This window comes from Comamonas testosteroni (genome assembly GCF_000761245.1).
GTDB classification, from domain to species: Bacteria; Pseudomonadota; Gammaproteobacteria; order Burkholderiales; family Burkholderiaceae_C; genus Comamonas; species Comamonas testosteroni_C.
The window spans coordinates 254,975-280,012 of the sequence record NZ_AWOR01000078.1; the positions used below are offsets into that span (position 1 = coordinate 254,975).

The 25,038-nt window shown below is 63.4% G+C and carries 26 protein-coding genes; 15 read left to right on the forward strand and 11 right to left on the reverse strand.

Going from position 1 to position 25,038, the window contains the following annotated elements:
• Nucleotides 1–146 precede the first annotated feature (146 nt).
• Nucleotides 147–701 carry a Spy/CpxP family protein refolding chaperone gene (locus P353_RS23170; protein ID WP_034375201.1) on the reverse strand — a complete coding sequence of 185 codons (555 nt, stop codon included), beginning with the start codon at nt 699–701 and terminating at the stop codon, nt 147–149.
• A 262-nt stretch (nt 702–963) separates the two neighbouring features.
• Between P353_RS23170 and P353_RS23175 the strand changes: the two genes are divergently transcribed.
• Nucleotides 964–2,001: a recombination-associated protein RdgC gene (locus tag P353_RS23175; RefSeq protein WP_034374930.1), complete on the forward strand. Its 1,038-nt coding sequence runs from the start codon at nt 964–966 to the stop codon at nt 1,999–2,001.
• Between the two features lie 163 nt (nt 2,002–2,164).
• Here the strand turns inward: P353_RS23175 and P353_RS23180 are convergent, their stop codons facing one another.
• The 3 genes from P353_RS23180 to P353_RS23190 form a co-directional block, all read right to left on the reverse strand.
• Nucleotides 2,165–3,352 (reverse strand): acetyl-CoA C-acyltransferase family protein, encoded by a 1,188-nt coding sequence (locus P353_RS23180; protein ID WP_034374932.1) that lies wholly within the window; start codon nt 3,350–3,352, stop codon nt 2,165–2,167.
• 179 nt (nt 3,353–3,531) lie between these two features.
• The gene (cueR, locus tag P353_RS23185) at nt 3,532–4,038 is read right to left on the reverse strand and encodes a Cu(I)-responsive transcriptional regulator (protein ID WP_034374934.1); all 507 of its coding nucleotides are present in this window, start codon (nt 4,036–4,038) and stop codon (nt 3,532–3,534) included.
• A gap of 76 nt (nt 4,039–4,114) precedes the next feature.
• On the reverse strand, nt 4,115–4,309 hold the full coding sequence (locus P353_RS23190; RefSeq protein ID WP_034374936.1) for a heavy-metal-associated domain-containing protein: 195 nt from the start codon (nt 4,307–4,309) through the stop codon (nt 4,115–4,117).
• Between the two features lie 271 nt (nt 4,310–4,580).
• Between P353_RS23190 and P353_RS23195 the strand changes: the two genes are divergently transcribed.
• Nucleotides 4,581–6,269: a methyl-accepting chemotaxis protein gene (locus tag P353_RS23195; RefSeq protein ID WP_034374938.1), complete on the forward strand. Its 1,689-nt coding sequence runs from the start codon at nt 4,581–4,583 to the stop codon at nt 6,267–6,269.
• A gap of 115 nt (nt 6,270–6,384) precedes the next feature.
• On the opposite strand, the gene P353_RS23200 is transcribed toward P353_RS23195, so the two are convergent.
• The 3 genes from P353_RS23200 to P353_RS23210 all read right to left on the reverse strand — a co-directional run bounded on the left by P353_RS23200 (nt 6,385) and on the right by P353_RS23210 (nt 8,863).
• On the reverse strand, nt 6,385–7,503 hold the full coding sequence (locus tag P353_RS23200; protein ID WP_034374940.1) for an alkene reductase: 1,119 nt from the start codon (nt 7,501–7,503) through the stop codon (nt 6,385–6,387).
• A 67-nt stretch (nt 7,504–7,570) separates the two neighbouring features.
• Entirely contained in the window at nt 7,571–8,179 is a 609-nt protein-coding gene (gene gstA / locus P353_RS23205; RefSeq protein WP_034374942.1) for a glutathione transferase GstA, read from the reverse strand.
• A 108-nt stretch (nt 8,180–8,287) separates the two neighbouring features.
• Nucleotides 8,288–8,863: an NADPH-dependent FMN reductase gene (locus P353_RS23210; protein ID WP_034374944.1), complete on the reverse strand. Its 576-nt coding sequence runs from the start codon at nt 8,861–8,863 to the stop codon at nt 8,288–8,290.
• A 255-nt stretch (nt 8,864–9,118) separates the two neighbouring features.
• Between P353_RS23210 and mnmG the strand changes: the two genes are divergently transcribed.
• The 6 genes from mnmG (at nt 9,119) to P353_RS23240 (ending at nt 14,827) form a co-directional block, all read left to right on the forward strand.
• Nucleotides 9,119–11,083, forward strand: coding sequence for a tRNA uridine-5-carboxymethylaminomethyl(34) synthesis enzyme MnmG (mnmG, locus tag P353_RS23215; RefSeq protein ID WP_034374946.1), 1,965 nt, complete (start codon nt 9,119–9,121; stop codon nt 11,081–11,083).
• On the forward strand, nt 11,080–11,742 hold the full coding sequence (gene rsmG / locus P353_RS23220) for a 16S rRNA (guanine(527)-N(7))-methyltransferase RsmG (protein WP_034374948.1): 663 nt from the start codon (nt 11,080–11,082) through the stop codon (nt 11,740–11,742). The genes mnmG and rsmG overlap by 4 nt, the downstream gene beginning before the upstream one ends.
• 144 nt (nt 11,743–11,886) lie before the next feature.
• On the forward strand, nt 11,887–12,498 hold the full coding sequence (locus P353_RS23225) for a LysE family translocator (RefSeq protein ID WP_034374950.1): 612 nt from the start codon (nt 11,887–11,889) through the stop codon (nt 12,496–12,498).
• A 12-nt stretch (nt 12,499–12,510) separates the two neighbouring features.
• Nucleotides 12,511–13,281, forward strand: a complete 771-nt coding sequence (locus tag P353_RS23230) for a ParA family protein (protein ID WP_003059963.1) — start codon at nt 12,511–12,513, stop codon at nt 13,279–13,281.
• A gap of 52 nt (nt 13,282–13,333) precedes the next feature.
• A complete protein-coding gene (locus tag P353_RS23235; RefSeq protein WP_034374952.1) occupies nt 13,334–13,882 on the forward strand; it encodes an RBBP9/YdeN family alpha/beta hydrolase in 549 nt (182 codons plus the stop codon).
• Between the two features lie 15 nt (nt 13,883–13,897).
• Nucleotides 13,898–14,827 (forward strand): ParB/RepB/Spo0J family partition protein, encoded by a 930-nt coding sequence (locus P353_RS23240; RefSeq protein WP_034374954.1) that lies wholly within the window; start codon nt 13,898–13,900, stop codon nt 14,825–14,827.
• Nucleotides 14,828–14,904: 77 nt separating this feature from the next.
• On the opposite strand, the gene P353_RS23245 is transcribed toward P353_RS23240, so the two are convergent.
• The 3 genes from P353_RS23245 to P353_RS23255 all read right to left on the reverse strand — a co-directional run bounded on the left by P353_RS23245 (nt 14,905) and on the right by P353_RS23255 (nt 18,695).
• Entirely contained in the window at nt 14,905–15,678 is a 774-nt protein-coding gene (locus P353_RS23245; RefSeq protein ID WP_034374956.1) for a class II aldolase/adducin family protein, read from the reverse strand.
• A gap of 233 nt (nt 15,679–15,911) precedes the next feature.
• Nucleotides 15,912–17,204: a M20/M25/M40 family metallo-hydrolase gene (locus P353_RS23250; RefSeq protein WP_034374958.1), complete on the reverse strand. Its 1,293-nt coding sequence runs from the start codon at nt 17,202–17,204 to the stop codon at nt 15,912–15,914.
• A gap of 213 nt (nt 17,205–17,417) precedes the next feature.
• Nucleotides 17,418–18,695 carry an MFS transporter gene (locus tag P353_RS23255; RefSeq protein WP_034374960.1) on the reverse strand — a complete coding sequence of 426 codons (1,278 nt, stop codon included), beginning with the start codon at nt 18,693–18,695 and terminating at the stop codon, nt 17,418–17,420.
• 78 nt (nt 18,696–18,773) lie between these two features.
• Between P353_RS23255 and P353_RS23260 the strand changes: the two genes are divergently transcribed.
• From P353_RS23260 to P353_RS23280, 5 genes are all read left to right on the forward strand, one after another.
• Nucleotides 18,774–19,667 (forward strand): AraC family transcriptional regulator, encoded by an 894-nt coding sequence (locus tag P353_RS23260; protein WP_034375203.1) that lies wholly within the window; start codon nt 18,774–18,776, stop codon nt 19,665–19,667.
• 100 nt (nt 19,668–19,767) lie between these two features.
• Nucleotides 19,768–20,328 carry an RNA polymerase sigma factor gene (locus tag P353_RS23265; protein WP_034374962.1) on the forward strand — a complete coding sequence of 187 codons (561 nt, stop codon included), beginning with the start codon at nt 19,768–19,770 and terminating at the stop codon, nt 20,326–20,328.
• Nucleotides 20,325–20,912 carry a hypothetical protein gene (locus P353_RS23270; protein ID WP_034374964.1) on the forward strand — a complete coding sequence of 196 codons (588 nt, stop codon included), beginning with the start codon at nt 20,325–20,327 and terminating at the stop codon, nt 20,910–20,912. The genes P353_RS23265 and P353_RS23270 overlap by 4 nt, the downstream gene beginning before the upstream one ends.
• A gap of 48 nt (nt 20,913–20,960) precedes the next feature.
• The gene (locus tag P353_RS23275) at nt 20,961–22,172 is read left to right on the forward strand and encodes a sulfite oxidase (protein WP_034374966.1); all 1,212 of its coding nucleotides are present in this window, start codon (nt 20,961–20,963) and stop codon (nt 22,170–22,172) included.
• Between the two features lie 89 nt (nt 22,173–22,261).
• Complete coding sequence (locus P353_RS23280) at nt 22,262–22,597, forward strand: c-type cytochrome (protein WP_034351188.1); 336 nt, start codon at nt 22,262–22,264, stop codon at nt 22,595–22,597.
• A gap of 6 nt (nt 22,598–22,603) precedes the next feature.
• Here the strand turns inward: P353_RS23280 and P353_RS23285 are convergent, their stop codons facing one another.
• Nucleotides 22,604–23,356 carry a class I SAM-dependent methyltransferase gene (locus tag P353_RS23285; RefSeq protein WP_034374968.1) on the reverse strand — a complete coding sequence of 251 codons (753 nt, stop codon included), beginning with the start codon at nt 23,354–23,356 and terminating at the stop codon, nt 22,604–22,606.
• 197 nt (nt 23,357–23,553) lie between these two features.
• On the opposite strand from P353_RS23285, the gene P353_RS23290 reads away from it, so the two are divergent.
• The gene (locus tag P353_RS23290; protein WP_034374970.1) at nt 23,554–24,156 is read left to right on the forward strand and encodes a tetratricopeptide repeat protein; all 603 of its coding nucleotides are present in this window, start codon (nt 23,554–23,556) and stop codon (nt 24,154–24,156) included.
• A gap of 49 nt (nt 24,157–24,205) precedes the next feature.
• Nucleotides 24,206–25,033, forward strand: a complete 828-nt coding sequence (locus P353_RS23295; RefSeq protein ID WP_034374972.1) for a hypothetical protein — start codon at nt 24,206–24,208, stop codon at nt 25,031–25,033.
• Nucleotides 25,034–25,038 lie beyond the last annotated feature (5 nt).

Below are 25,038 nucleotides of genomic sequence, written 5' to 3' on the forward strand. Positions count from 1 at the left end.
CTCTGTGGATATGAATCTAGAAGCTTGTGAATAGATGTTCTGTCGGCAAGCGCTTGCGTTGGTAGTCAGCCAATTGATATCGAAATGAAAAAAGCCCCCGGTCATGACGACCGGGGGCTTTTATGGAGAAGGCGATTGAGCTCGGCTTACTTTGCCGCAGGGGCAGGAGCTGCGGGACGCTCCTGGCCGGGTTTGCCGCCATGGTGGCCGTGATGGCGCTCACCGCGCTGGTGATGCATGTGCAGGGTGGCCGCATCGAAGGTCTTTTTCTGCTCGGCATTGAGCTGGGCGTAGAAGGCCTTGGTGGCTTCGGCACGGCGGTCCATCTCGGCCATGCGCTTGCCGCGCATTTCACGCATCTTGTCGATGCGCTCGGGCGTGGTCAGCTTGGCAAAGGCTTCGCGGTCGCCGGGGGCAGGGCGTTCACCGGGCTTCATGGCCTGGGTGTAGGTGGTCCAGGCCGCTTGCTGCGCAGGCGTCAGCTTCAGATCGGCCTTGAGTTTTTCCATGCGCTGCTTCATATGCTCCATGCGGTCGCCGCGCTTGTCACCACGCTGGTGCTGATGCGGCTCGGGCGCTTTTTGAGCTGCTGCGGGTTGCTCTGCAGGGGCGGGAGTCTGGGCAAAGCTGGGCAGGCTCAGCGAGGCGAGCAGGGCGGTTGCAACAGCGGCGCCGGTCAATGTCTGGCGAAAGCGGGTCATGTCTGTTTCCTTTTCGGTTGAAGTGGAAGAAGTGGCCGCCTGGTCTTGCTCCTGAATGGGCATTCGGTAGCGGATGACTGAAGTGTGGGCCCCCCATGTTTCTGAGACGTGAGGTTTTGCAGCCGCTCTGTAAAGATTTGATAAGTTTGAGTGGCTCCGACTGCGCAACAATGCATGCATGGGCTGCGTTGGCGGCCGATTTTTTTCCGCGAGATCCAGCTGCAGGAGCTGGCGACGATTGAAGGTTTAGCAAAGGTTTTTGATGTTCAAGAACATGATTGTTTATCGCATTGCCGAGAGCTGGCAGGGCGATCTGCAGCTGCTGGAAGATGCGCTGCAAAAGACGGTGTTTGAGGAGTGCGGCGCGACCCAGGAGCGTTCCGTGGGCTGGGTGCCGCCGCGCGGCGAGCCGCATGGCCCGCTGGCGGAAAGCGTGGCCGGCCAGTGGGTGATGCGCTTCATGAGCGAGTCCAAGATGCTGCCGGCCAGCGTGCTCAACCGCAAGGTCAACGAGAAGGCCGAGCACATCGAAAAGACGGAGGGTCGCAAGCCCGGCAAGAAGGAAAAGAAGGAGCTCAAGGACGAGGCCAAGCTGGACCTGCTGCCCATGGCCTTCACCAAGCAAGGCAGCATGTGGGTCTGGATCGATGCGCAGGCGCGCACGCTGGTGCTCGATACCAGTGCACAAGGCCGTGCCGACGAGATCGTGACGCTGCTGGTCGAAGGCCTGCCAGGCTTTGCGGTGGCGTTGCTGGACACGCAGACCAGTCCGCAGGCCGCCATGGCGCACTGGCTGATGACACAGGAGCCTCCCGCTGGTTTTTCCATCGACCGCGAGTGCGAGCTCAAGGCCGCCGATGAGTCCAAGGCCGTGGTGCGCTATGCGCGCCACCCGCTCGATATCGACGAGGTGCGCCAGCACATCGAGCATGGCAAGCTGCCGACCAAGCTGGCCATGACCTGGGACGATCGCGTGAGCTTTGTGCTCAGCGAAGGTCTGCAGATCAAGAAGATCGCGCTGCTCGATGCGGTGATGGACGGCCAGTCCCAGGACGACGGCGGTTTCGATACCGATGTGACGATTGCCACGGGCGAGCTGTCGCGCCTGATTCCCGATCTGATCGAGGCGCTGGGCGGGGAAGGGCGTACGGGTCTGGGCGACGGCCTGCCGGCATCGCTGGCGTCGGCACCTGCGGCCGAGACCCTGCCCGTGCGTTTGGCACAGGGGCGCGGCCAGGGCACGTTCACCGGCCCGGCCACGGCGCCCGCCGATACGGCCCCGGAAGAGGCACCGTTCTGACGCTATTGATGATGTAGCTGCTTACGCCTGTCAATCAAGGATTTCAGTATTCATTGATGCTGAAATCAATGGCTAGCAAGCGCAAGAAGCTATCAAAAAAGGCCTGCCAGATGTCTCTGGCAGGCCTTTTTCATGGGCGTTTCAGGTGCCCGGAAACGCGGTATCAGACGCGCTCGAAAATCGCGGCAATACCCTGGCCGCCGCCGATGCACATGGTCACCAGCGCATAGCGGCCGCCGGTGCGCTGCAGCTCATACAGCGCCTTGGTGGTGATGATGGCGCCGGTCGCACCCACGGGGTGGCCCAGGGAGATGCCGGAGCCGTTGGGATTGACCTTGGCAGGGTCCAGAGCCAGCTCCTGAATCACGGCGCAGGCCTGGGCGGCGAAGGCTTCGTTGGCTTCGATCACGTCCATCTGTTCGATCTTCAGACCGGTGCGTGCCAGCACCTTCTGCGTGGCGGGGACCGGGCCGATGCCCATGTATGCGGGATCGACGCCGGCGTGGGCGTAGCCGACCAGGCGGGCAATGGGCTTGGCGCCGGAAGACTTCAGCGCCTGCTCGCTCATCATCAGCACGGCAGCCGCGCCATCGTTGATGCCGGAGGCGTTGCCGGCGGTGACCGTGCCGCCTTCCTTCTTGAACGCGGGCTTCATGCCGGCCAGGGTGTCCAGCGTGGTGGCGGCGCGCACATGTTCGTCGGTGTCGAACAGCACCACGCCCTTGCGGCTGGCAATTTCCACGGGAACGATCTGCTCCTTGAAGCGGCCGGCCTCGATGGCTGCAGCGGCGCGCTGCTGGCTGATGACGGCCAGCTCGTCCTGCATCACGCGGCTGATCTTGTAGCGCTCGGCCACGTTTTCAGCAGTGATGCCCATGTGCATCTTTTGCCAGGGATCGTGCAGGATGCCCAGCATGTAGTCGATGCTCTTGGCATCGCCCATGCGTGCGCCCCAGCGCGCGGACATGTCGAAGTAGGGGCCGCGGCTCATGGATTCGGAGCCGGCCCCAATGGCCACTTCGCAGTCACCCAGCGCAATCGATTGCGCTGCCGAGACGATGGCCTGCAGGCCAGAGCCGCACAGGCGGTTGACGTTGTAGGCAGGGGTTTCGATGGAGCAGCCGGCATCCACCGCCGCCACACGGGACAGGTAGGCGTCGCGCGTGTCGGTGGGGATGACGTTGCCCATCACCACATGACCCACGGTGTCGGCAGCGATGCCGGCACGCGCAATGGCGGCCTTGACCACGGTGGTGGCCAGCTGGGCGTTGGGAACGTCCTTGAGGCTGCCGCCAAAAGTGCCGATGGCCGTGCGCGCGGCGCTGACAACGAAGATGTCTCTGGTGCTCATGGTTTGTCTCCTGCATCGCGTCGGCAATGCTTGTGCTTGAATGATTTGAAAAGATGAATGAGAGCAACCGCATTCATCGCACAGAGTATTCTGCAGTATTTGCTGCAGTGCAACATGTCTCATTGTTGACGCTGCCCTGCGTGGGGGGCGATGGTTTCACGTGAAACCCATGAGCCGCCTCAGGCCGCTGTCCTGCTCCGGCCTCTCGGAGTGGGAGCCCTGGGTTCATGATGGGTCGGCGTCAGGTCGGTGTCCGCGCTGGCCAGGTCGTCGAGGATGGGGCAGTCAGGCCTGTCATCTCCATGGCAGCAATGCACCAGAGTCTGCAGCGTGCGCTGCATGGACTGCATGGCAGCGATGCGCTCGGTCAGAGTGGCGATGTGCTTTTGCGCGATGGCCTTGACCTGGCTGCTGGCACGGGCCTGGTCCTGCCACAGGCCGAGCAGGGTGGCGATCTCGTCCATGGAAAAGCCCAGATCGCGCCCGCGGCGGATGAAGCGTAGCGCATGCACATCGGCTTCGGTGTACTGGCGATAGCCGCTGTCGGTACGGTGCACGGGTGGCAGCAGGCCCAGTGACTCGTAGTGACGCACCATGCGCGCAGAAACCCCGGCGCGGCGCGCGGCCTCGCCGATGACGACAGGCCAGTTCTGAGCGATTTTTTGTGTCGATGGGTGGTTGGACATGGACGATCCTGAAAAAACGCGCCAGCGGCCTTTTGACGGCTTGCATGAGGTGCTGGCGCGGTGCAAGAGGCTGCGCTCAGGCTACCTTGTAGCCTTCTTCGGCAATGGCGGCTGCCACGGCCTCGCGGCTGGCGCCGCTTTCGACTTCCACTCGGTTGGCGGCGCGGTCGATCTTGATCTGCGCCTGGGCATCGACGCCCTGGATGGCATTGGTGACGGCGCGTTCGCAGTGGCCGCAGGTCATGCCTTGAACTTCAAAAACTTGTTGCATGGATGGCTCCTTCAGAAAGTGAGTCGACCGGGCTGGCGGACTCCATGTCTTGAATGGTTAACCCTAACATCATGGCAAGGTCAAGCCTTTGACAAGACATGAAGCCGGCAGGGTTGATAAGCCGCAAAGACTGCCGATAAGAACTTGTCATATTGCACATCGCCATGGCTTGGACATCGCAGTCACGGGTTTTTTCGGTGTCGGTGACAATCTGAAACAATTTGCAAGTTCTGGCCCGACAATGCCAGTCGTTCAAAGTGGAGAGAGATTCATGAGTCTGTTGGAAATGATGCGGGGCTTCACCATCCGCACGCGCATGATGGGCGCCATTGGTGTGGTGATGGTGTTGCTGGGCCTGCTGGGGGGCGCCGGGATGTTGGGCATGTTCCGCATCCAGGACATGAGCCAGGAGTTTCTGAGCAACGCCTTTGTCAAATCGGGCCATATGGCGCAGCTGCGCACCGAGCTGGGCGGCATCCGTTCCAGCGAGAAGGACATGGTCATCCAGTACGAAAAGCCCGAAGAGGTGCGCAAGGCCTATCAGCAATGGGTCATGAACATCGACAAGTCCAAGGCGACGCTGGGCAAGTTCGTGACCGACCAGAACGCGCAGGATGCGCAGCTGACCAAGAGCATCATTGGCCACCTCGACAGCTATCGCAAGCTGTTTGAGCCCGTTGCGCGCCAGCTGGAAGCCGGCGGCTATGACTCGGCCACCACAGCCAACCGCATGAGCGGCAAGGCCCTGGCCGAAGTCATGGAGGCCGACAAGCTGCTGGCGCAGCTGGACAAGCTGCTGCGCGAGCAGGCCGACGCACTGGCTGCGGCCGAGCGCGACGTAGCCGACCAGACACGCTGGATGTTTGTGGTGGCCGTGATCCTGGCGCTGGTGGTGGTGATTCCGCTGACTTTGCTGAACATGCTGTCCATCTGCCGTCCGCTTGAATTGGCCCGCCAGATGGCACTGACGATTGCCGGCGGCGATCTGTCGCACAAGGCCGAGGTCAGCGGCAAGGATGAGCTGACGGATCTGCAGCGTGCGCTGGACCAGATGCAGCAGTCGCTGGGCACCACGGTGGCCCAGGTGCGCGATGCCAGCGGCAATATCGCCACGGCCAGCCAGGAAATTGCCACGGGCAATCAGGATCTGTCGGCCCGCACCGAACAGACTGCCAGCAATCTGCAGGAAACCGTCGCGTCGCTGGCTCAGCTGACGGCCACGGTGCAGCAGACCGCATCGTCTTCGCAGCTGGCCAACCAGCTGGCGGCCTCGGCCTCTTCGACGGCCGTGCAGGGCGGCCAGATCGTCGGCCAGGCCGTCAACAGCATGCAGGAGATTTCGGCCTCCAGCCGCAAGATCGGCGACATCATCGGCCTGATTGATTCCATTGCTTTCCAGACCAATATCCTGGCGCTGAATGCCGCTGTGGAAGCGGCCCGAGCCGGCGAGCAGGGACGTGGTTTTGCCGTGGTGGCGGCCGAGGTGCGCAGCCTGGCCCAGCGTTCGGCCCAGGCCGCCAACGAGATCAAGTCGCTGATCAGCACCAGCGTGCAGACCGTGGATGTGGGCGCGCGCCAGGTGGAGAGCGCAGGCAAGGCCATGCAGGAGACCGTGGACAGCGCTCAGCGCGTGGGCGACATCATCGGCGAGATCACGGCCGCGTCCAGCGAGCAGTCGCTGGGCATCAGCCAGGTCAACCAGGCCGTGGGCGATATCGACCGCATGACCCAGCAGAATGCGGCTCTGGTGGAAGAGTCTGCCGCCGCCGCAGAATCGCTGCGCGAGCAGGCGGCGCGACTGGCACAGCTGGTCAGCCAGTTCAAGCTGGCCGGCGGCGCGCTGCATGCCGCCCAGCGCAGCCCCAGGGCTGCCGCCCATCCCGGCATGGCGCCTGCGGCGCTGGCCTCTGCCCAGGCGGCTTTGCCGGGCAAGAAGCAGCAGTTGCTCGAACAGGCCTGATCCTCAGGCGGAGCACGCCCACAAAAAAGCCCGGTTGCTGCGCTGCACCGGGCTTTTTTCTTTCGTTCAACAGCTGCTGGCACAGGCGGCGACAGGGCCTGCAGCCCGATCGCGCTTACTGGCTGGCGAGTGCAGGGTAGTCGATATAGCCGTCGGCCCCACCGCCGTAGAAGCGTTCGCTTTTCCAGGCATTGAGCGGCAGGTCGTCGCGCAGGCGGTGCACCAGATCGGGGTTGGAGATATAGGCCTTGCCGAAGGCCACGACATCGGCATAGCCGCTTTCCACGGCACGCATGGCCAGCTCGCGGTCATAGCCGTTGTTGACCATCCAGGCACCCTTGCCGCCCGCAGAGCGATAGGCCTGCTTGAGTGCCTGATAGTCGAAGGGGCGATCCGCGAGTTCGCGCGGGCCGCCGGTTGCGCCTTCGATCACGTGGATATAGGACAGGCCCAGTGGCGCGAGCTGGCGCACCAGATATTCAAACAGTGCCTGCGGGTTTTCGTCCACGATGTCGTTGGCGGGCGTGACCGGAGAGATGCGGATGCCGACCTTGCCGGCACCGATGGCATCGGCCACAGCGCGCACGCATTCCAGCACCAGGCGGGCCCGGTTTTCGATGCTGCCGCCGTAGTCGTCGCTGCGCTGGTTGGTGCCGGTCTTGAGGAACTGATCGAGCAGATAGCCGTTGGCTGCATGCAGCTCCACGCCATCGAAGCCAGCCGACTGCACAGCCTCGCGCGCGGCGGTGGCGAAGCTGTGAACAATCTCCGGCAGCTCCTGCTGCTCGAGTGCACGCGGCGCCGAGGTGGCGACAAACTGACCTTGTCCCGTCTCGCGGTCGATCACAAAAGTCTTGGAGCGGGCCGTCAGCGCCGAGGGCGCGACCGGCGCCTGCAGGTCGGGCTGCAGCACGGTGTGAGAGATGCGGCCCACATGCCAGAGCTGGGTGACGATGCGCCCGCCCTTGGCATGCACGGCATCGGTGACTTTCTTCCAGGCCTGCAGCTGCTCTTGGCCGTACAGGCCGGGTACGTCGGCATAGCCCTGTCCCTGGTGGCTGATGGCCGTGCCTTCGCTGATCAGCAGGCCGGCAGAGGCGCGCTGGACATAGTAGGTCTGCATCAGCGGCGTGGGTACCGCGTCGGGAGCGCGGTTGCGCGTCAGCGGTGCCATGGCAATGCGGTTGGGCAGGCGTAGGCTGCCCGCTTCAATCGGGTCGAACAATGAGGTCATGCAGAACTCCAGATGAAAAAAGCTCGGTGGGTACCGAGCTTTTGAGTTTGCATGGGTGCCAAAAAACTTACTTCAGCAAGCCTTCTGCCTTCATGGCGGCCTGCACGGCGGGACGCGCCAGAATGCGCTCGCGGTAGGCCTGGATGTTCTCGAGCTCGGAGATGTCCAGGCCCACAAACTGGGCCCAGCCCGTGACCGTGAAGAAGTAGGCATCGGCCACGGTGAACTGGTCGCCCATCAGATAGGTCTTGTTGGCGAGCTGCTCGTTGACCCAGGTCAGGCGCTTGAGCACGCCGGCGCGTGCCAGGGGCTTGTAGTCCTCTGGCGTTGCAGGATTGAACAAGGGGCCGAAGCCCTTGTGCACCTCGGTGCTGATGAAGTTCAGCCATTCCTGCAGGTGGTAGCGGGCCACCGTGCCGTTGGCGGGCGCCAGGTTCTTCTCGGGGGCCAGGTCGGCCAGGTATTGAACAATGGCGGGACCTTCGTGCAAGGTGTCGCCGTTGTCCAGCACCAGAAAGGGCACATAGCCCAGAGGATTGATGCCGTAGTAATCCGTTCCGTCCTGGAGCTTGTGGCTCTTGGTGCTGACCATCACAGTTTCATGCTGCAGGTCTGCTTCATGCAGCACGATGTGCGGAGACAGGGAGCAGGCGCCGGGGCTGTAGTAAAGCTTCATGATGAGTGGCTCTCTATGCAATGAAAAGACAAGCGCCCATGCTAAACCGGTTGGATGTCACATGCATATGCAGCCGACAGCAAGTAGTCCGTATCCGTGGGGGATTGTTCAGCCCAGGCGCCCTGCAGCCCACAGCACCTGCTGCACCAGTGCCTCCATGCCTTGCTGGTTCTGGGCGCGCACCAGATGACCCTGGGCGTCGAAAGCCTCGCCCGCCTGGCTCACGGCGTGGCTGCGCGGTGCCACCCAGCATTCCAGGTTCAATAGCAGCGCAGCGAGGTGAGACTGCGCTCTCAGGCCTCCAAGACCGCCAGGCGAGGCACTGGCCATGCCGACGACCTTGTTGCGAAACGGCAGGACGCCATCGGACCACTGCGCATCGCCCTTGACCGGGCTGGAGGCCCAGTCGATCGCGTTCTTGAGCAGGGCCGGGTAGCTGCCGTTGTACTCGGGGCTGCAGACAATCCAGGCAGCATGGCTGTGCATGGCCTGCTTGAGGCGAATGACATCGGCTGGAGTTCCCTGCGCTTCGAGGTCGGCGTTGTAGAGGGGGATGTCGTAGTCCGACAGCTCCAGCAGGCTGGGCTCTGCGCCTTGCTGCCGGGCGATGGAGGCGGCTACCTTGGCCAGCTTGCGGTTGTATGAGTCTTGGCGGGTGCTGCCCGCAAAAATGAGGATTTGCATGCAGGCATTGCAGCACAGAGCGATTGCACTTTTCATGCGTAGGCAGGGCGATCAGGGCAAACATCTAGGCCGTAGCTCTGGCTGCCATGTTTCACGTGAAACCCCCCTGGCAAGGCATTGTTGCGCCAATGGTGGGAAAATTGCAGGTTCCCCGCAGGGCTGGACATGGCGCGAAAACATGTCCGCCTGCCATGAGAGCCGAGGCATGGTTGCTTCGTGCAGGGGCAAGGGCCGGGCTTGGCCCGGAGCAGAAATATGTTGTACCCACAGGAATTTGACGTGATCGTGGTCGGTGGCGGCCACGCCGGCACCGAGGCTGCGTTGGCCGCTGCGCGCATGGGCAGCAAGACATTGCTGCTGACCCACAATATCGAAACCCTGGGGCAGATGAGCTGCAACCCCAGCATCGGCGGCATCGGCAAGGGCCACCTGGTCAAGGAGGTCGATGCCCTGGGCGGTGCCATGGCCCTGGCGACCGACAAGGGCGGCATCCAGTTCCGCATTCTGAACAGCTCCAAGGGACCGGCCGTGCGTGCCACGCGCGCCCAGGCCGACCGCATTCTGTACAAGGCCGCGATTCGCGAGATGCTGGAAAACCAGCCCAATCTATGGCTCTTCCAGCAGGCCGTGGATGATCTGATGGTGGAGGGCGACCGCGTGGTCGGTGCCGTCACCCAGGTGGGGCTCAAGTTCCGCAGCCGCACCGTGGTGCTGACCGCGGGTACCTTCCTCGACGGCAAGATCCACGTGGGCCTGAACAACTATGCCGCAGGCCGTGCGGGCGATCCTCCGGCCGTGAGCCTGTCGGCGCGCCTGAAGGAGCTCAAGCTGCCGCAGGGGCGCCTGAAGACCGGCACGCCCCCGCGCATCGACGGCCGCAGCATCGACTTCAGCCAGTGCGAGGAGCAGCCCGGCGACGGCATGCCCGGCGGCGTGAACGAGGGTGAAGTGCCCGTATTCAGCTTCATGGGCAACCGTGCCATGCATCCCCGCCAGATGCCTTGCTGGATCACGCACACCAATGCGCGCACGCACGAGATCATCCGCAGCGGCTTTGACCGCAGTCCCATGTTCACCGGCAAGATCGAGGGTGTGGGTCCGCGTTACTGCCCCAGCGTGGAAGACAAGATCAACCGCTTCGCGGACAAGGAAAGCCATCAGATCTTTCTGGAGCCCGAAGGCCTGACCACGCACGAGTTCTACCCCAACGGCATCTCCACCAGCCTGCCCTTCGACATCCAGTACGAACTGGTGCGCAGCATGAAGGGACTGGAGAACGCCCATATCCTGCGTCCCGGCTATGCCATCGAGTACGACTACTTCGATCCGCGCTCGCTCAAGAGCAGCTTTGAGACCAAGCAGATCCAGGGTCTGTTCTTTGCGGGCCAGATCAATGGCACGACCGGCTATGAAGAGGCGGCCGCCCAGGGCCTGTTCGCGGGCCTGAATGCAGCGCTGCAGTGCCGTGGCGAAGGCCCCTGGATGCCGCGTCGCGACGAGGCCTATCTGGGCGTGCTGGTCGACGATCTGATCACCAAGGGCGTGACCGAGCCCTACCGCATGTTCACCAGCCGCGCCGAATTCCGCCTGCAGTTGCGTGAAGACAATGCCGATATGCGCCTGACTGAAGCGGGCCGCCAGATGGGGCTGGTCGACGATGCGCGCTGGGACTCGTTCAGCCGCAAGCGCGATGCTGTTTCACGTGAAACAGAGCGCCTCAAATCCACCTGGGTGAACCCGCGTGTCGTTGCTGCAGAAGAGTCCGAGCGCGTGCTGGGCAAGGCCATGGAGCGCGAATACAACCTGTTCGACCTGCTGCGCCGTCCCGGTGTGGACTACGACAAGCTCATGGGCATGAACCAGGGCAAGTACGCCAGTGCCGATGTGCAGCCCGAGGCTCTGGGTGAGCTCAGCGCCCCGGTGATCGAGCAGGTGGAGATCGCCGCCAAGTACTCTGGCTATATCGACCGCCAGAAGGACGAGGTGGAGCGAGCCGCGCATTTCGAGCGTCTGCGTCTGCCACTGGACTTCGACTACATGCAGGTGGCGGCGCTCTCCTTCGAGGTGCGCCAGAAACTGCAAAAGCACAGGCCCGAAACCCTGGGGCAGGCCTCGCGTATTTCGGGAGTGACGCCGGCAGCCATCTCGCTGCTCATGGTGCATCTGAAAAAAGGCGGCTTCAAGGGCTTTGCCACTCAGAACGAAGAGGCTTCCGCATGAGCCAAGTTTTGCGTACCCAGCTGGAGCAGGGCGTTCAGGCGCTGAAGCTGGAACTGGCCCCGGCCCAGATCGATCTGCTGATGTCCTTCATGGATCTGCTGCAGAAGTGGAACAAGGTCTACAACCTGACGTCGGTGCGTGATCCCCAGGAGATGCTGACGCATCACCTGCTCGACAGCCTGGCCGCCGTGCCCGCCTTGCTTCGGCATGTGAGCCGCCTGCCGGTGCAAGAGGGCAAGCGCCTGCCGCTGCTGGACGTGGGCTCCGGCGGTGGTCTGCCCGGTGTGGTGTTTGCCATCTGCTGCCCGCAGATCGATGTGAACTGCGTGGATACCGTGGGCAAGAAGGCCGCCTTCATCCAGCAGGTGGCTGCAGCCTTACGTCTGCCCAATCTGCACGGTATTCATGACCGGGTGGAAAACCTCAAGATCCGCTATCCGGTCATCAGCTGCCGCGCCTTTGCATCCTTGGTGGACTTCACCACCTGGTCGCGCAAGGCTCTGGCCGAGGATGGAATCTGGTTTGCCATGAAGGGCAAGCACCCCGATGAGGAAATTGCTGCGCTGCCTGCCGATGTGAAGGTGTTCCACGTGGAACCTTTGGCCGTGCCCGGCCTGGACGCCGAGCGCTGCGTCATCTGGTTGAAGCTGGCTTCTTGAGCGGTAAAGCTTGGTCGAGGCACTTTGTTTCCAAGGGGAACAAAGTGCCTTTTTACATACTGTGTCAGGCAACATCTGTGCAATGCAGATGCGCCGGTCATGGCCCTCGCATAAACTTGCTGTTTTCCATCGCGCAGGGTTTGAATGTTTGGCATCTCTGATTACGGCGCTTTTGCAGCCGCCGTTACCGTTTTCTTGCTGATCCCTGGACCAGGCAATCTGGCCTTGATTACCTCCACGGGCAAGGGCGGATGGAGAGCGGGCCTTGCATGCTGCCTGGGTGTGATGGCAGCCGACCAGGTGCTGATGTGGCTGGCTGTGGCAGGTGTGGCGGCGGTGCTGGCCGCCTACCCGGCGGCCTTCCATGCCGTGCAGTGGGTGGGGGCGGCCTATCTGGCCTGGCTGGGCTATAAGCTGCTCACGGCCAGGCCCGGCGATGCGCCGGCCATTGAAATCCAGCCACGCCAGTATTTCCGCCAGGGTGCCCTGATCACCCTGATGAACCCCAAGGCCATTGTGTTCTACATGGCTTTCTTCCCCATGTTCGTGGATCCGGCCCGACATCAGGGCGCCATCACCTTTGGCGTGATGGCTGCCACGGTGGCGGCAATTACCTTTATCTACAGCGTCATCGTGGTGACGCTGACCACGTTGCTGGCCGAGCGCTTGCGTGCCAACCCGGCCGTGGTGAAGTGGCTGGAAAAAACAGCCGGTGTGTTTCTGATCGGTTTTGGCCTCAAGCTGGCCGCCAACTAAAAGAGAAGTTCAATGGCCAAAATTTTCTGCGTTGCCAATCAAAAGGGTGGAGTGGGCAAGACCACGACCACGGTCAATCTTGCCGCAGGTCTGGCCAAGGTCGGCCAGCGTGTGTTGCTGATCGACCTGGACCCCCAGGGCAATGCCACCATGGGCTCCGGCGTGGACAAGCGCGCGCTGGAGTTGACGGTCTACGACGTGCTGCTGGAAAACGCCAGCGTCAAGGAAGTGGCCCAGAAGTCCGAGCAGGTCGGCTATGACGTGCTGGGCGCCAACCGCGAGCTGTCGGGTGCCGAGATCGAGCTGGTCTCGCTGGAGCGCCGCAACGAGCGTCTCAAGACCGCTCTGCAGGCCGTGGCCGCCGACTACGACTTCGTGCTGATCGACTGCCCGCCCTCCCTGTCCATGCTGACCCTGAACGGTCTGTGCTCGGCGCATGGCGTGATCGTTCCCATGCAGTGCGAGTACTTTGCACTGGAAGGCCTGACCGATCTGGTCAACACCATCAAGCAGGTGCATGCCAACATGAATCCCGACCTGCAGATCATCGGTCTGCTGCGCGTGATGTTCGATCCGCGCACCACGCTGCAGCAGCAGGTCAGCGACCAGCTCAAGGAGCACTTCGGCGACAAGGTGTTCGATACCGTGATTCCACGCAATGTGCGCCTGGCCGAAGCCCCCAGCTACGGTCTGCCGGGCGTGGTGTTCGACGCCTCGGCCAAGGGCAGCAAGGCCTTTGTCGAGTTCGCCGAAGAGATGGTGCGCCGCATCAAGAAAATGTGAGTGTTTCACGTGAAACAGCTCCTCGTCTCCTGTCCAGCCATCACCAACGGTCATGACCTCTGAAGCACTGAACCCGCATCATGTCTGGCTGCTGCCCGGCTGGCAGAACTCCGACCCCGGCCACTGGCAAAGTCTGTGGCAGAGCCAGTACGGCTACCAGCGGCTGGAGCAGCATAGCTGGCAGCATCCGCTGCGCGGTGACTGGAGCATCCGCCTGCAGGAAACCGTGCTCGACGCTCCGGCTCCCGTCACCCTGGTGGCGCACAGCCTGGGCTGCGTGCTGGTGGCCTGGTGGGCGGCGCATTCTCAAGTCGCGAAAGCCAAGGTGCGCGGTGCGTTGCTGGTAGCCCCCGGCGACACGGAGCAAGAAAGCCTGCGCGGCGTCTTGCCAGGCTGGTCGCCCGTGCTGCTGCAACAACTGCCCTTCCCGTCGATACTGGTGGGCAGCGAGAACGACCCCAACTGCTCTGTAGCACGCGCACAGACCATGGCACAGGGCTGGGGCAGCCGCTTCGTGAATGTGGGTGCCGCAGGCCATATCAACACGGCCAGCGGACTGGGACTGTGGGAAGCCGGGCATGAGCTGTTGCTCTCCCTTTAAAGAAAGAATTCAGCAATGGTGACTAAGAAACCCAAGGGCCTGGGACGTGGTCTGGAAGCCCTGCTGGGCCCCAAGGTCAGTGAAGCAGAGCAGACCGCTGCGAGCGGGTCTCAGGCCAATCTGCCGAGCACCCTGGCACTCAATGTGATGGTGGCCGGCCAGTACCAGCCGCGCACCCGCATGGACGAAGGCGCCTTGTACGAGCTTGCCGAGAGCATCAAGGCCCAGGGCATCATGCAGCCGATCCTGGTGCGCCAGCTCTCCAGGGGCGACAACGCCGGCAAGTACGAAATCATTGCCGGCGAGCGGCGCTTCCGTGCTGCGCATATCGCGGGTCTGTCCGAGGTGCCGGTGCTGGTGCGCGAAGTGCCCGACGAAGCCGCTGCGGCCATGGCACTGATCGAGAACATTCAGCGCGAAGACCTGAACCCGCTGGAAGAGGCGCAGGGTCTGGCCCGCCTGGTCAAGGAGTTCGGCCTGACCCACGAGCAGACCGCTCAGGCCGTGGGCCGCTCGCGCAGCGCCGCCACCAATCTGCTGCGTCTGCTGAATCTGGCCGAGCCCGTGCAGACCATGCTGATGGCCGGCGATATCGACATGGGCCATGCGCGGGCGCTGCTGACGCTGGACCGAGCCACCCAGATCACGGCAGGCAACCAGATCGCGGCCAAGAAGATGTCGGTGCGCGAGGCCGAGTCGCTGGTCAAGAAGATCGGTGCCGAGTTCAATCTGACGCGCCAGAAGGCCAAGAAAGATGGCAAGTCGCGCGACGTGAAACGCATCGAGGAAGAGCTGTCCGACCTGCTCACCGCCGATGTCGAGGTGCGCATCAAGAAGACCGTGCGTCGCCACGGCAAGCAGCAGGAAATGGGCGAGATCGCCATCCAGTTCGGCTCGCTTGACGAGCTCAACGGCATCATCGAAAAGCTGCGCGGCGAAGTCTGATTCTTTGGCCGGAGCAAGCGAAAAGAGCATCCACGGGATGCTCTTTTTTTTGGAGGGGCGGGAGATGAATGCAGTGCTCAGCTGCAGTAGCCGGCGTCGATTCTGTCGAGCTTGCGCAGTAGTGCGGGCCAGGCAAACTGGCCGCCCATTCCGCCGGTCTGCACTTTCATGGCATGGGCGATGCCCTGCAGAATCTGCGGGTCGACCTCGGTGAGTTCGGTGCCGCCGGACTGGGCCGCGATCTGGATCTGGCAGGCGGACTCGAAGACGTACATGGACAAAAAGGCATCGGCAATCGTGGGGCCGCAGGTCAGCAGGCCGTGGTTGCGCAGCATGAGGAAGTTGGCCTCGCCCATGTCGGCCAGCAGACGCGGCTTCTCGTCCTCGCGAAAGGCCACGCCTTCGTAGACGTGATAGGCCAGGGACCCCAGGACAAAGGTGCTTTGCTGGCTGATGGGCAGCAGGCCGTTCTTCTGGGCCGCCACGGCCACGCCGGCGCGCGTGTGGGTATGGATCACGCATTGCGCGTCGGCGCGCGCCTCATGCACGGCGCTGTGGATGACGAAGCCGGCCGGGTTCACGGGGAAAGGCGAGTCCATGAGCTTGTTGCAGCCCAGGTCCACCTTGATCAGCGAGGAGGCCGTGATCTCGTCAAACATCAGCCCGTAGGGGTTGATGAGGAAGTGATGCCCGGCGCCCGGCAGCCGCGCGCTGATGTGGGTGAAGACCAGATCGCTCCAGCCGTACAGAGCCACCAGCCGGTAGCAGGCGGCCAGATCCACGCGCAACTGCCATTCCTCGGGGCTGACCAGATGCTGCACGCTGGGGATGTTCAAGGGCTCTTGGCTCACGGGCGACTCTCCTTCATCGTTGATTCGATGAATGTAGACACTCGTGTGTCAGCGGTCTGTTGGCTAGGCGACAGAACCTTGGAAATGCGGGCGAGGCCGGTCCGGATCAGGCGCGGTGGACATGCCTGTAGTTCAAAAAAAACAGGAGCTTGCATCGCAAGCTCCTGTTGATTTGTAGATCGTTTCTATACGGAAATCGATGCTGATCAAGCGAAAGCAGCTATCAAAAACACTTACTTGATCTGTCCGCGCGACAGGTCCTGGATCATGCGCGCAGCCAGATACAGGCGCGGTGCGATGGTGTTGATGTGCACGTATTCGGCATCGTTGGAATGCGCGCCATAGCCCGACAGGCCAAAGCCCTCGATCACGCCGCCCTTGGCCTTGAGGGCCGCGAAAGCCGCATCCGTGCCGCCGCCCGTGGCCTTGTCCATGATCTTCATGGGCTGCTTCAGCTCCTGCTCATAAATGCCCTGGGCATGGGCGGCCAGCTTGCGCGCCGTGGCATTGGCCTCCAGCGGCGGGCGGCGCACCTCGAACTTCAGCTCCACCTTGCTGGCAGGGAGCAGCTTGTTGCCGATCTTGTCCTGCATGGCTTTTTCCAGCGCCGTGAAATCGGCCACGCGCAGCGCGCGGGCATCGGCCTGGGCCGTGGCCTCGGCGGGGATCACATTGCGGTTGGTACCGGCCTTGGACACCGTCCAGTTGAGCTTGAGGCCGTCCTGGGGCTGGGACAGATCTTTCATCTGCAGCAGCTGATGCGAGAGCTCGTACAGCGCATTCACGCCGTCCTCGGGCTTGGCGCCCGCATGCGATGCCTTGCCGGTGACCTTGAGGTAGGCGGCGCCGATGCCGCTGGTGGCCAGGCGCAGGCTGCCGTCGGTGCCGCCGCCTTCAAAGCTGAACACGGCGTCCTGCTCGGCCCCCAGGCGGGTGATGGTGCTGCGTGCGCCGGGCGAGCTGATTTCCTCGTCGCCGTTGATCAGCACCGTGAGCGTGCCGTAGTCCTCGATGCCCAGCTTCTTGAGCAGGGGCACGATATGCATGATCAGGGCCACGCCCTGCTTGTCGTCGGCGATGCCCAGGCCATAGGCCTTGTCGCCGTCGATGCGAAAGGGCTGGTCCTTGATCATGCCGGGCAGATAGACGGTGTCCATGTGCGCGATCAGCATGATGCGGCTGCTGCCCTTGCCCTTGAATTCGGCATGCACCATGGGGCCGACTTTCTCGGGCGTGTCATCGAGGCGGTAGATGTCGCTGGGCTCGATCACCTCGACCTTGCCGCCCTGCGCGCGCAGCTTGCCGGCGATGTACTCGGCAATCTTCTTCACGCCCGCCACATCCTTGCTGCCGGACTCGATATGCACCAGATCGCGCAGCGTATCCAGATAGGGCTGCTGCTCCTTTTTCGCATGCTCCAGCAGATCGGCTTGAGGGGCAGCCTGGGCAGAGCCGAAGGCCAGCACCAGGGCCAGGGCCAGGGGCAGGGCGCGCAGCAAAGGGGCAGAGGGCGTGTTCCAACGCATAGAAATTCTCCTTAGGGGGCGGACCGTTCCCGGATAGGGGCCACGGCAAGAAAAGGCGGCGTGATGCACCGCTCAGGGAAATCAGCTTAGCAGCCGTGTTTGCGGCCTCCGGGCTGCCGGCCTAGGGATAAATACCAGGATAACTTGATCTCTCGCGCCGAAAAAAAGCCCTGCAGCTTGCGCGGGCAGGGCTTGGTGGGTTGCGCCTGTTGCTCAGGCAGCTGCCAGATGTGATTTGGTCTTTTTGCTCACACCGTCGCCGACGATGACGGCCGAGACCACCGACAGCACCAGCGCAATCGCCGAGCCGTAGAACACGGCGTTGGTCATCTGGTGGTCCAGCATGTAGCCGAAGACCGGCGCGGCCAGGCAAAAGCCCAGATCCAGGCCGGAATACACGGTGCCGTAGACACGACCCGTGGCGCCGGGGGGGGCGGCGCGCTTGATCAGCATGTCGCGCGAGGGGCCGGCCAGGCCTGTGCCCAGACCGGCGACAGAAGCCACGACCACCGCCACCATGCCGGGCAGCCAGCCCGTGCCGACGACAAACAGCAACAGGCCCGAGCCCAGCATGCAGATGGAGATCACCTTCTCCAGCCGCTGCACGCGGCCGACCAGAAAGCCGCCCACGACCATGCCGGCAGCGCCGCACAGCATATAGCCGGTGACGATCAGAGCCGTCACGGAAAGCGGCAGGCCGTACATGGATTGCAGGGCCGGGCTGGCAAAGCTCTGGATGGCGCTGAGCGCGCAGGTGCTCCAGAAGAAGAAGGAAAAGCACAGCCACACCGATGGCAGCCTCATGAAGGCCATGGGGTGTTCCTGAGGTGCGGCAATGGCGGCGGTGGCCGGCTTGGCGCCAGCACCGGCGGATTCGGCACGATCATCGAGCGCATCGCGGTTGAAGACCATGATGGCCAGCACCACGGCTGCGCAGAGGGCGCCGCCCAGGCAGGCCAGACGCCAGGAGCCTGTGGCCGTGGTGATGCCCGCCATGAACAGCGGCGCCAGTGCCCAGCCTAGATTGCCGGACAGGCCATGCACCGAGAACGCATGGCCTATGCGCTGCTGCGACACGCGCTTGTTGAGGATGGTGAAGTCCACGGGGTGGAAGGGCGCATTGCCCAGGCCCGCAAAGAAGGAGGCAGCCAGCAGCATGCTGTAGCCCTGGGCCGAGCTGGCAATCAGGCCTGCCACCACAAAGCTGCCGAGGGCGGCAAACAGAATCGGACGTGCGCCAAAGCGGTCCACCGCAAAGCCGGCCAGTGCCTGGCCGGTGCCCGAGACAATGAAGAACAGCGAGACCATGACGCTGAGCTCGGCATAGCTGTAGCCGAAGTCCTTGATCAGCCAGGGGAACAGCGGCGGCAGCAGCAGATGGAAAAAGTGCGACGAGCCATGGGCCAGGCCGATGAGGCCGATGGTGCGCGCGTCACTGCGCAGTGTCTCTGGCGCCTGGTTCTGAGATGTTGTGGAGGCAGGGCGGTTCATAAGTCGCATCTTAGGCAGACGGCCTGCGTCTTGTATGCGATAGTCTGCCAATTGCTATCGCAAGCCAGCCAAACCATCATGTCCAGCCTCCACGACCCCGAGCCCCTGCGCGCAGGCAAGGCCAGCGCCTATGTGGAGACGCTGACACCCCATCTCTACATCCCCACGGCGCAGCGCCCGGTGCGGGCCAAATGCCGCTGGCTGGAGGCCGATACCCAGGTCCGGCCGCACCGTCATCCCTGGGGGCAGCTGGCCATCTCCACCACGGGCACCATACGCCTGACGGTGGCCCAGGGCACCTACATCGTGCCGCCGTCCCGCGTGCTGTGGGTGCCGCCGGGCATGGAGCATGCCGTGACCATGGTGGAAAGCGCCGATCTGCGTACGCTTTATTTCTTCCAGCCCGATGGGCATTGCGGCCCCGATGTCAGCCCCGAGGAAGAGGCGGCCTGGCGCCAGTGCCGGGTGCTCAACGCCTCGGATCTGCTGCGCGCCGTGGTGCGCGAGCTGCCCACGCTGCCCGATGACTGCCTGCAGCTGTGCGAGCAGGACAGGGCGCGCGAGCACCATCTGAGCCAGCTGCTGCTCGACGAGCTGCGCCGCGCCAGTGCCGTGCAGCTGGGTGTGAACCTGCCCCAGGACAAGCGCTTGCGCCAGCTCTGCGAGGCCGTGCTGGCCGACCCGACGCGCAACGAGACGCTGGAAGACTGGGCGCGCGATACCGGGGCCAGCCCGCGCACCGTGGCGCGACTGTTTCGCCAGCAGCTGGAATGCAGTTTTACCCAGTGGCGCCAGCAGGTGGTGCTGGCCCATGCCGTCAGCCTGGCGGCGCGCAACTGGCCGATTCAGCGCATTGCGGCCGAGCTGGACTACAGTCCCAGCGCCTTCAGCGCCATGGTGCGCCGCACGGTGGGCATGCCGCCTGCGCAGTTCTTTGGCATGCACACCAAAGTCATGGCTGCCAGCGATTGATTGAAAAGGGCCGCAAGCCCTATCTCTACTTGCCGGGTGGCTCCAGAAAATATTTGCTGCGGCATGGAATGAAAGCAGCAGGCCTGCGCTCTCTATCACCATGATCTTCTCTGCCGAGTCGCGCTACAACCAGTGGGTGCGCGAGCATTACCGCTTTTTGCTGCGCAGCGCCTGGGCACTGACGGGCTCGCGTGCCACGGCCGAGGATGTGGTGCAGGATTGCTTCACCAGCGCCTGGCGCTTTCGCCACCAGCTGCGCGACCAGAGCATGGCCAGGGCCTGGCTGTTCCAGATCATGCGCCGTCATGCCTTCAGGCACTTCGATCCTGTGCAATCGCAGACCGAGTCTCTGGATGAAGCCTGCGAGCAGGGCGTGAATCATCACGATGCACTCGATGCGCAGCTGGACGTGGTCAAGGCGCTGAGCCGCATTGCCCCGATCCATCGTGAAGTGCTGGTGCTTTACTACTTTGACGACATGCCCACGGCCCAGATGGCCGAGGCGCTGGATATTGCTCCGGGCACTGTGCTCTCTCGCCTGGCGCGGGCCCGTGATGCGCTCAAGACGGCACTGCAGGAGCCTGCGCGCCGTCCCGCGGGGGCCACCACCGAATCTTCCGCAGCTGCCGGCGTGATACCGCTGAGAAAGCGCGCACCATGAAACACCAAGACCGCCCCGAAGACACCGATTTCGACCTGCGTGCCCGTGCCGAGCTGGCGCTGGCTTTCGAGCCTGGCGAGCCGCCGACCCATTTGCTGCGCCACACGCCCTGGTACGCCCGTCGTGGCCTGCATGCGCTGTGTGCAGCCGTGATAGTCGGCAGCATCGCTGCGGGCAGCGTGCTGAGCCTGCGCCCGCCGCAGATGGTGCGCTCGGCCATCGAGCATGAGTACTACGAACGCACGCTGCGTGGCCAGTTCATCCCGGAGGCCGAGATTGCCAGGCATATGGACTGGCCTGCCGAGCAGAAGCTGCCTGGCTATACCCAGCTCATGCGGCCCTGCGATATCGACGGCACTCGCGCCTATCACCTGACCACTTTTTTTGAAAAAGGCGGCATCGTCACCGTGCTGGCCTTCGAGCAGCCCCAGCGGATTGCCGACGGCCAGGGCTGGTGGGCCAACAGCTACTGGCAGGTGGTGCGCTCGCGCGAAGGCCGCCCGCTGGTGCTGATCGCACAGAAGAAACAGGCTCTGGCCGTGGCATCACGCGCTCTGGGAGCCCCTGAGAAAGCCGATGGCTGAACCGGATTTTTCGCGCTGAGCATTCACCACAATTACCAAGGAGACACCATGCAACAACCCACATCCCTGCCGCGTCGTCGCCTGCTCGCGGGCAGCGCCGGTGCGCTGGCTGCGGCCGGTCTGGCCAGCTTCCAGAGCCAGGCCATGGCACAGGCGGCTGCGCCCGCCGCCAAGCCTTTGCCCGGCTATGCCGGCTTCAAGAATGCCGATGCAGTGATCGTGCACAGTTCCACCACCATCGAGACCAAGCGCAGCGCGTTTGGCGCCGGCGTGGTCACGCCCACCAGCCAGCTCTATGTGCGCAACAACCTGCGGACGCCGCCGGAGGCCATCGTGGCCGACCGCGATGCATGGGCGGTGCAGATCGATGGTGTGAAAAAGCCCAGACAGCTGAGCGTGCGTGAACTCAAGACCATGGGTCTGGAGACCGTGACCATGGTGCTGCAATGCTCTGGCAACGGCCGCGCCTTCTTCCCCTCCAAGCCCAGCGGTACGCAATGGACGGTGGGTGCTGCTGGTTGCGTGGTCTGGAGCGGTGTGCCCGTGCGTGAAGTAGTCAAGGCCCTGGGCGGCGTGGCCGACGGCATGGTCTACATGACGGGAACGGGCGGAGAGGTGCTGCCCGCAGGCCTCGATCCCAAGAGCGTGCTGGTGGAGCGCTCCGTGCCCCTGTCGGCCATGGAGGACGCGCTGCTGGCCTGGGAGATGAACGGCGAGCCCGTGCCTTTGGCCCATGGCGGCCCGCTGCGTCTGATCGTGCCCGGCTACACCGGCGTGAACAACATCAAGTACATCAAGCAGCTGGCCTTTACCGTCAAGGAAAGCGAAGCGCACATCATGTCCCATGGCTACCGCATCTCGCCTCCGGGCAGCAAGGGCGATCCCAGCCAGCCTTCGGTGCAGGAGATGAGCGTCAAGTCCTGGATCAACAGCCCCATCCCCGAAGACGGCAACCAGGCCTCCGGCCTGGTGCAGATTCAGGGCGTGGCCTTCGGCGGCATGAACGCAGTCAAGGGGGTGGAGGTCTCCATCGACGGCGGCAAGAGCTGGAAGCAGGCTCGTCTGGTAGGCCCCGACATGGGCAAGTACGCCTGGCGCCAGTTCGTGCTCCCGGCCCAGCTGCCCAAGGGCACTTACCAGCTGGCCAGCCGCGCCACCGACGTCAAGGGCAATGTGCAGCCCGAGACGCGCGGTGAAAACCAAAGCGGCTACAACAACACCAGCTGGGCCGACCACGCCGTGACGGTCACCGTGGCCTGAGCGTCGCAATCACTGCCCATGCCCCGTGCCGGAAGAAGGGACGCAGGGTATGGGATCCAACCCCGATGCATCGCATTTCTCCAAGAACAATGATGAAGACAAACCACACCCTCGCCGCCCTGTTGTTGACCGCCTTTGCGGGCACTGCCGCTCATGCCGATCAGGCTGCCCAGATGGCGCGCGGCAAAGAGCTGTTCACCACTGCTGCAGTCCCTGCCTGCGCGGTGTGTCATACCCTCAAGGACGCCGGCGCCGAAGGTGCCATAGGCCCGGTGCTGGACGAGTTGCAGCCCGATGCGGCCCGCGTGGCGCGCGCTCTGAAGGACGGCATCGGCTCCATGCCCTCCTTCAAGGCCACAATGAGCGAAGCCGATATCGCTGCCGTTGCTCTCTACGTGAGCAAGGCCAGCGGCGCAGCCAAATAAAGCGTCTCAGCTGCGTTCTGCGCCATCCAGAGGCATGGCGTAGATCCATACCTGGTGGCGGCTATTGCCTTGCAGGCATGCCGTCGCTTCCACGCCGGGCAGTTGGAAATCCAGGCTCACCAGCCAGCTGCCGGGCCGCATCTCGGTGGCCGCCTTGACAGCGGCGCGGCCCATGCTTTCGGGCCGCTGGAACAGATAGACCAACTGATAGCCGCTCCAGTCGGCCAGCCAGATATCGCCACGCCGCACGCGTGCCCAGGGGCAGCGCAGGGCGCTGGCAATCGCCAGTGGCCAGCTCCATTCCAGACCATTGAGGCGGGCCTGCGGCAGTGCGCTGCGCAGCGCGCGCAAGCCATCGCCCATGCCGCAGCCGGCGTCCAGCACCAGCGCTTGCCCCGGCAACTGCACGACCTCTGCCAGCCCTTTGAGCGCATTCAACGGCGTTGGAAAGACCGGGGCATCACGCCAGGCATTGAGCGGGTAGATCAGCAGCAGCAAGGCCAGAGGCAGCAGCCAGCCCCAGGCGGGCAACTGGCTGGCGCCGAGCACCAGAAACGACAGCGGAAACCCGGCCGCAATGATGAGCCTGCGCCACCAGTTGGGCCCGTAGAGGCTGGCCGCCGTGCTGAAGCTGCCGGCGACCAGCAGGGCCAGCCACCAGGGCAGCAGGCGCGCCAGAGCCGCAAAGATCACCCAGGCGAGCAACCAGACGAGCAATGCAGGCAGAGGCCAGGTCGAGGCAAGCCATTTTTTTGTCATGAGTTTTGAAATGTATCCGTCATACACAGGCTCCAGGACACCGCAGCGCAGACAAGGCCTTGTCGGGATTTTGCATTTTGTTCGGGATACCCCTCTTTGGTAGGGTATGCGTGTTGTCAACTCGTCGTAAAAATTACCGATTTTTGCTTATGTATACTTTTCGGCTTTCAGCGGCTGAGAATTCAGAGGAGACATCCATGCGCCTGCTTGCCCCCACCTTTTCATTGGCGGCTCTTGTATTGACAGCATGCGCGGTACAGACACCGCAGGAGCAGTTGGCACCTGCTTCGCCCACCGTGCGCCTGTGCGAAGGCAACAACTGCTCCGAGCTGCCGCGCAATGTCGCGACTTTCCGTGGCGAGCCCGTCAATCCCGAGGCGGAGCGCCGCCTGGCGGCACTGGTGCAAAAAGCCGAAGCCGATCCTCGCGCAGCCTACGACCTGGGGCTGCGCTATCTGCGCGGCGATGGCGTGGAGCGCAACAGCTATCAGGCCATCGAGTGGATGCGCAAGGCCGGCGATGCCGGTAACGGTCAGGCCCAGTTTGCGTTGGGTCGTCTGTATCTGCTGGGCTTTGAAGAAATGGGCCCGGATCCCGCCGAGGCCGAGGCTTGGCTGTCGCGTGCTGCCGCCAAGGGCTTCAAGGAAGCCAAGCGCCTGCTGCCCCAGGCACAGGCCGCCAAACAGAATGCACATGCACGCTATCAGGCCATCGAGGACGAGCGCAAGTCCTGGAACGGCTGGTATGTGGGCGCGCCCTACTACATGGTGTGGGGTTCGTCGGGTTGGTATTACCGCTGAGGCGCTGTGAGCGCCGCAGCATTTTTCATTTTTTAGAAAGCATCACACTATGTCCAAGAAGACAACGCTGCGTCTGGCAGCCATCGCATCGGCCCTGGCACTGGGCGGCTGCGTGACCCCTGGCGGCGGTACCATCTCCACGGGTACGGCTCCCACGGCTGCCACCGGCGCAGCGGGCGGCGCAACCAGCGTGAATGCGAACTCTACGCTCGAGCGTTGCGATGCCCCCCTGGGCACCCTGGCCGTGGATGACGGTCGCGGCAAGGATTGGTATGCCAGCTTTGGCGCTGCCACCAAGATCACGACCATCGAGCCCCTGATCCGTCTGGCCGTGCAGCAGTCCAACTGCTTTGTGATCACCTCCATCGGCAACAACCGTACCGAAAGCAAGATGTCGGCGATCACCGACAAGCAGCGCAACTCGGGTGAATTCCGCGCCGGCTCCAAGCAGCAAAAGGGCCAGCGCGTGGCTGCCGACTACTACATGGAGCCTTCCATCATCATCGACAACGATGCAACCGGTCAGCTGGCCGCGGGCGTGGGCGGTCTGTTCGGCAATGTGGGTACGCTGATCGGCGGCGCCATGCAGAGCAAGGCTTCGGTGGTGACGCTGAGCATGTTCGACATCCGCTCGGGCGTGCAGATCTCCATCTCCGAAGGCAACTCCACAGCCACCAATTTCGGCGCTGCCATGGGCGCGTTCGGCGGTGGCGTGGGTGGTGGTCTGGGCGGCTTCTCGCGCTCACCCGAAGGCAAGGCCACGGTCGCTGCCTTCATGGATGCCTACAACAACATGGTGATCTCGCTGCGCAACTACAAGGCGCAGGAAGTCAAGGGCGGCCTGGGTCGCGGCGGTCAGCTCAAGGTCGGCAAGTAAAGCGC

Coding starts and splice junctions, on each gene's coding strand:
- P353_RS23190 (WP_034374936.1), bottom strand. CDS start 4,309: ATGCAACAAGTTTTTGAAGTTCAAGGCATGACCTGCGGCCACTGCGAA.
- P353_RS23230 (WP_003059963.1), top strand. CDS start 12,511: ATGGCCAAAATTTTCTGCGTTGCCAATCAAAAGGGTGGAGTGGGCAAG.
- P353_RS23250 (WP_034374958.1), bottom strand. CDS start 17,204: ATGCGTTGGAACACGCCCTCTGCCCCTTTGCTGCGCGCCCTGCCCCTG.
- rsmG (WP_034374948.1), top strand. CDS start 11,080: ATGAGCCAAGTTTTGCGTACCCAGCTGGAGCAGGGCGTTCAGGCGCTG.
- P353_RS23280 (WP_034351188.1), top strand. CDS start 22,262: ATGATGAAGACAAACCACACCCTCGCCGCCCTGTTGTTGACCGCCTTT.
- P353_RS23225 (WP_034374950.1), top strand. CDS start 11,887: ATGTTTGGCATCTCTGATTACGGCGCTTTTGCAGCCGCCGTTACCGTT.
- P353_RS23290 (WP_034374970.1), top strand. CDS start 23,554: ATGCGCCTGCTTGCCCCCACCTTTTCATTGGCGGCTCTTGTATTGACA.
- P353_RS23175 (WP_034374930.1), top strand. CDS start 964: ATGTTCAAGAACATGATTGTTTATCGCATTGCCGAGAGCTGGCAGGGC.
- P353_RS23235 (WP_034374952.1), top strand. CDS start 13,334: ATGACCTCTGAAGCACTGAACCCGCATCATGTCTGGCTGCTGCCCGGC.
- P353_RS23170 (WP_034375201.1), bottom strand. CDS start 701: ATGACCCGCTTTCGCCAGACATTGACCGGCGCCGCTGTTGCAACCGCC.
- P353_RS23200 (WP_034374940.1), bottom strand. CDS start 7,503: ATGACCTCATTGTTCGACCCGATTGAAGCGGGCAGCCTACGCCTGCCC.
- P353_RS23295 (WP_034374972.1), top strand. CDS start 24,206: ATGTCCAAGAAGACAACGCTGCGTCTGGCAGCCATCGCATCGGCCCTG.
- P353_RS23180 (WP_034374932.1), bottom strand. CDS start 3,352: ATGAGCACCAGAGACATCTTCGTTGTCAGCGCCGCGCGCACGGCCATC.
- cueR (WP_034374934.1), bottom strand. CDS start 4,038: ATGTCCAACCACCCATCGACACAAAAAATCGCTCAGAACTGGCCTGTC.
- P353_RS23260 (WP_034375203.1), top strand. CDS start 18,774: ATGTCCAGCCTCCACGACCCCGAGCCCCTGCGCGCAGGCAAGGCCAGC.
- P353_RS23285 (WP_034374968.1), bottom strand. CDS start 23,356: ATGACAAAAAAATGGCTTGCCTCGACCTGGCCTCTGCCTGCATTGCTC.
- mnmG (WP_034374946.1), top strand. CDS start 9,119: ATGTTGTACCCACAGGAATTTGACGTGATCGTGGTCGGTGGCGGCCAC.
- P353_RS23270 (WP_034374964.1), top strand. CDS start 20,325: ATGAAACACCAAGACCGCCCCGAAGACACCGATTTCGACCTGCGTGCC.
- P353_RS23240 (WP_034374954.1), top strand. CDS start 13,898: ATGGTGACTAAGAAACCCAAGGGCCTGGGACGTGGTCTGGAAGCCCTG.
- P353_RS23255 (WP_034374960.1), bottom strand. CDS start 18,695: ATGAACCGCCCTGCCTCCACAACATCTCAGAACCAGGCGCCAGAGACA.
- P353_RS23265 (WP_034374962.1), top strand. CDS start 19,768: ATGATCTTCTCTGCCGAGTCGCGCTACAACCAGTGGGTGCGCGAGCAT.
- P353_RS23275 (WP_034374966.1), top strand. CDS start 20,961: ATGCAACAACCCACATCCCTGCCGCGTCGTCGCCTGCTCGCGGGCAGC.
- P353_RS23210 (WP_034374944.1), bottom strand. CDS start 8,863: ATGCAAATCCTCATTTTTGCGGGCAGCACCCGCCAAGACTCATACAAC.
- P353_RS23195 (WP_034374938.1), top strand. CDS start 4,581: ATGAGTCTGTTGGAAATGATGCGGGGCTTCACCATCCGCACGCGCATG.
- gstA (WP_034374942.1), bottom strand. CDS start 8,179: ATGAAGCTTTACTACAGCCCCGGCGCCTGCTCCCTGTCTCCGCACATC.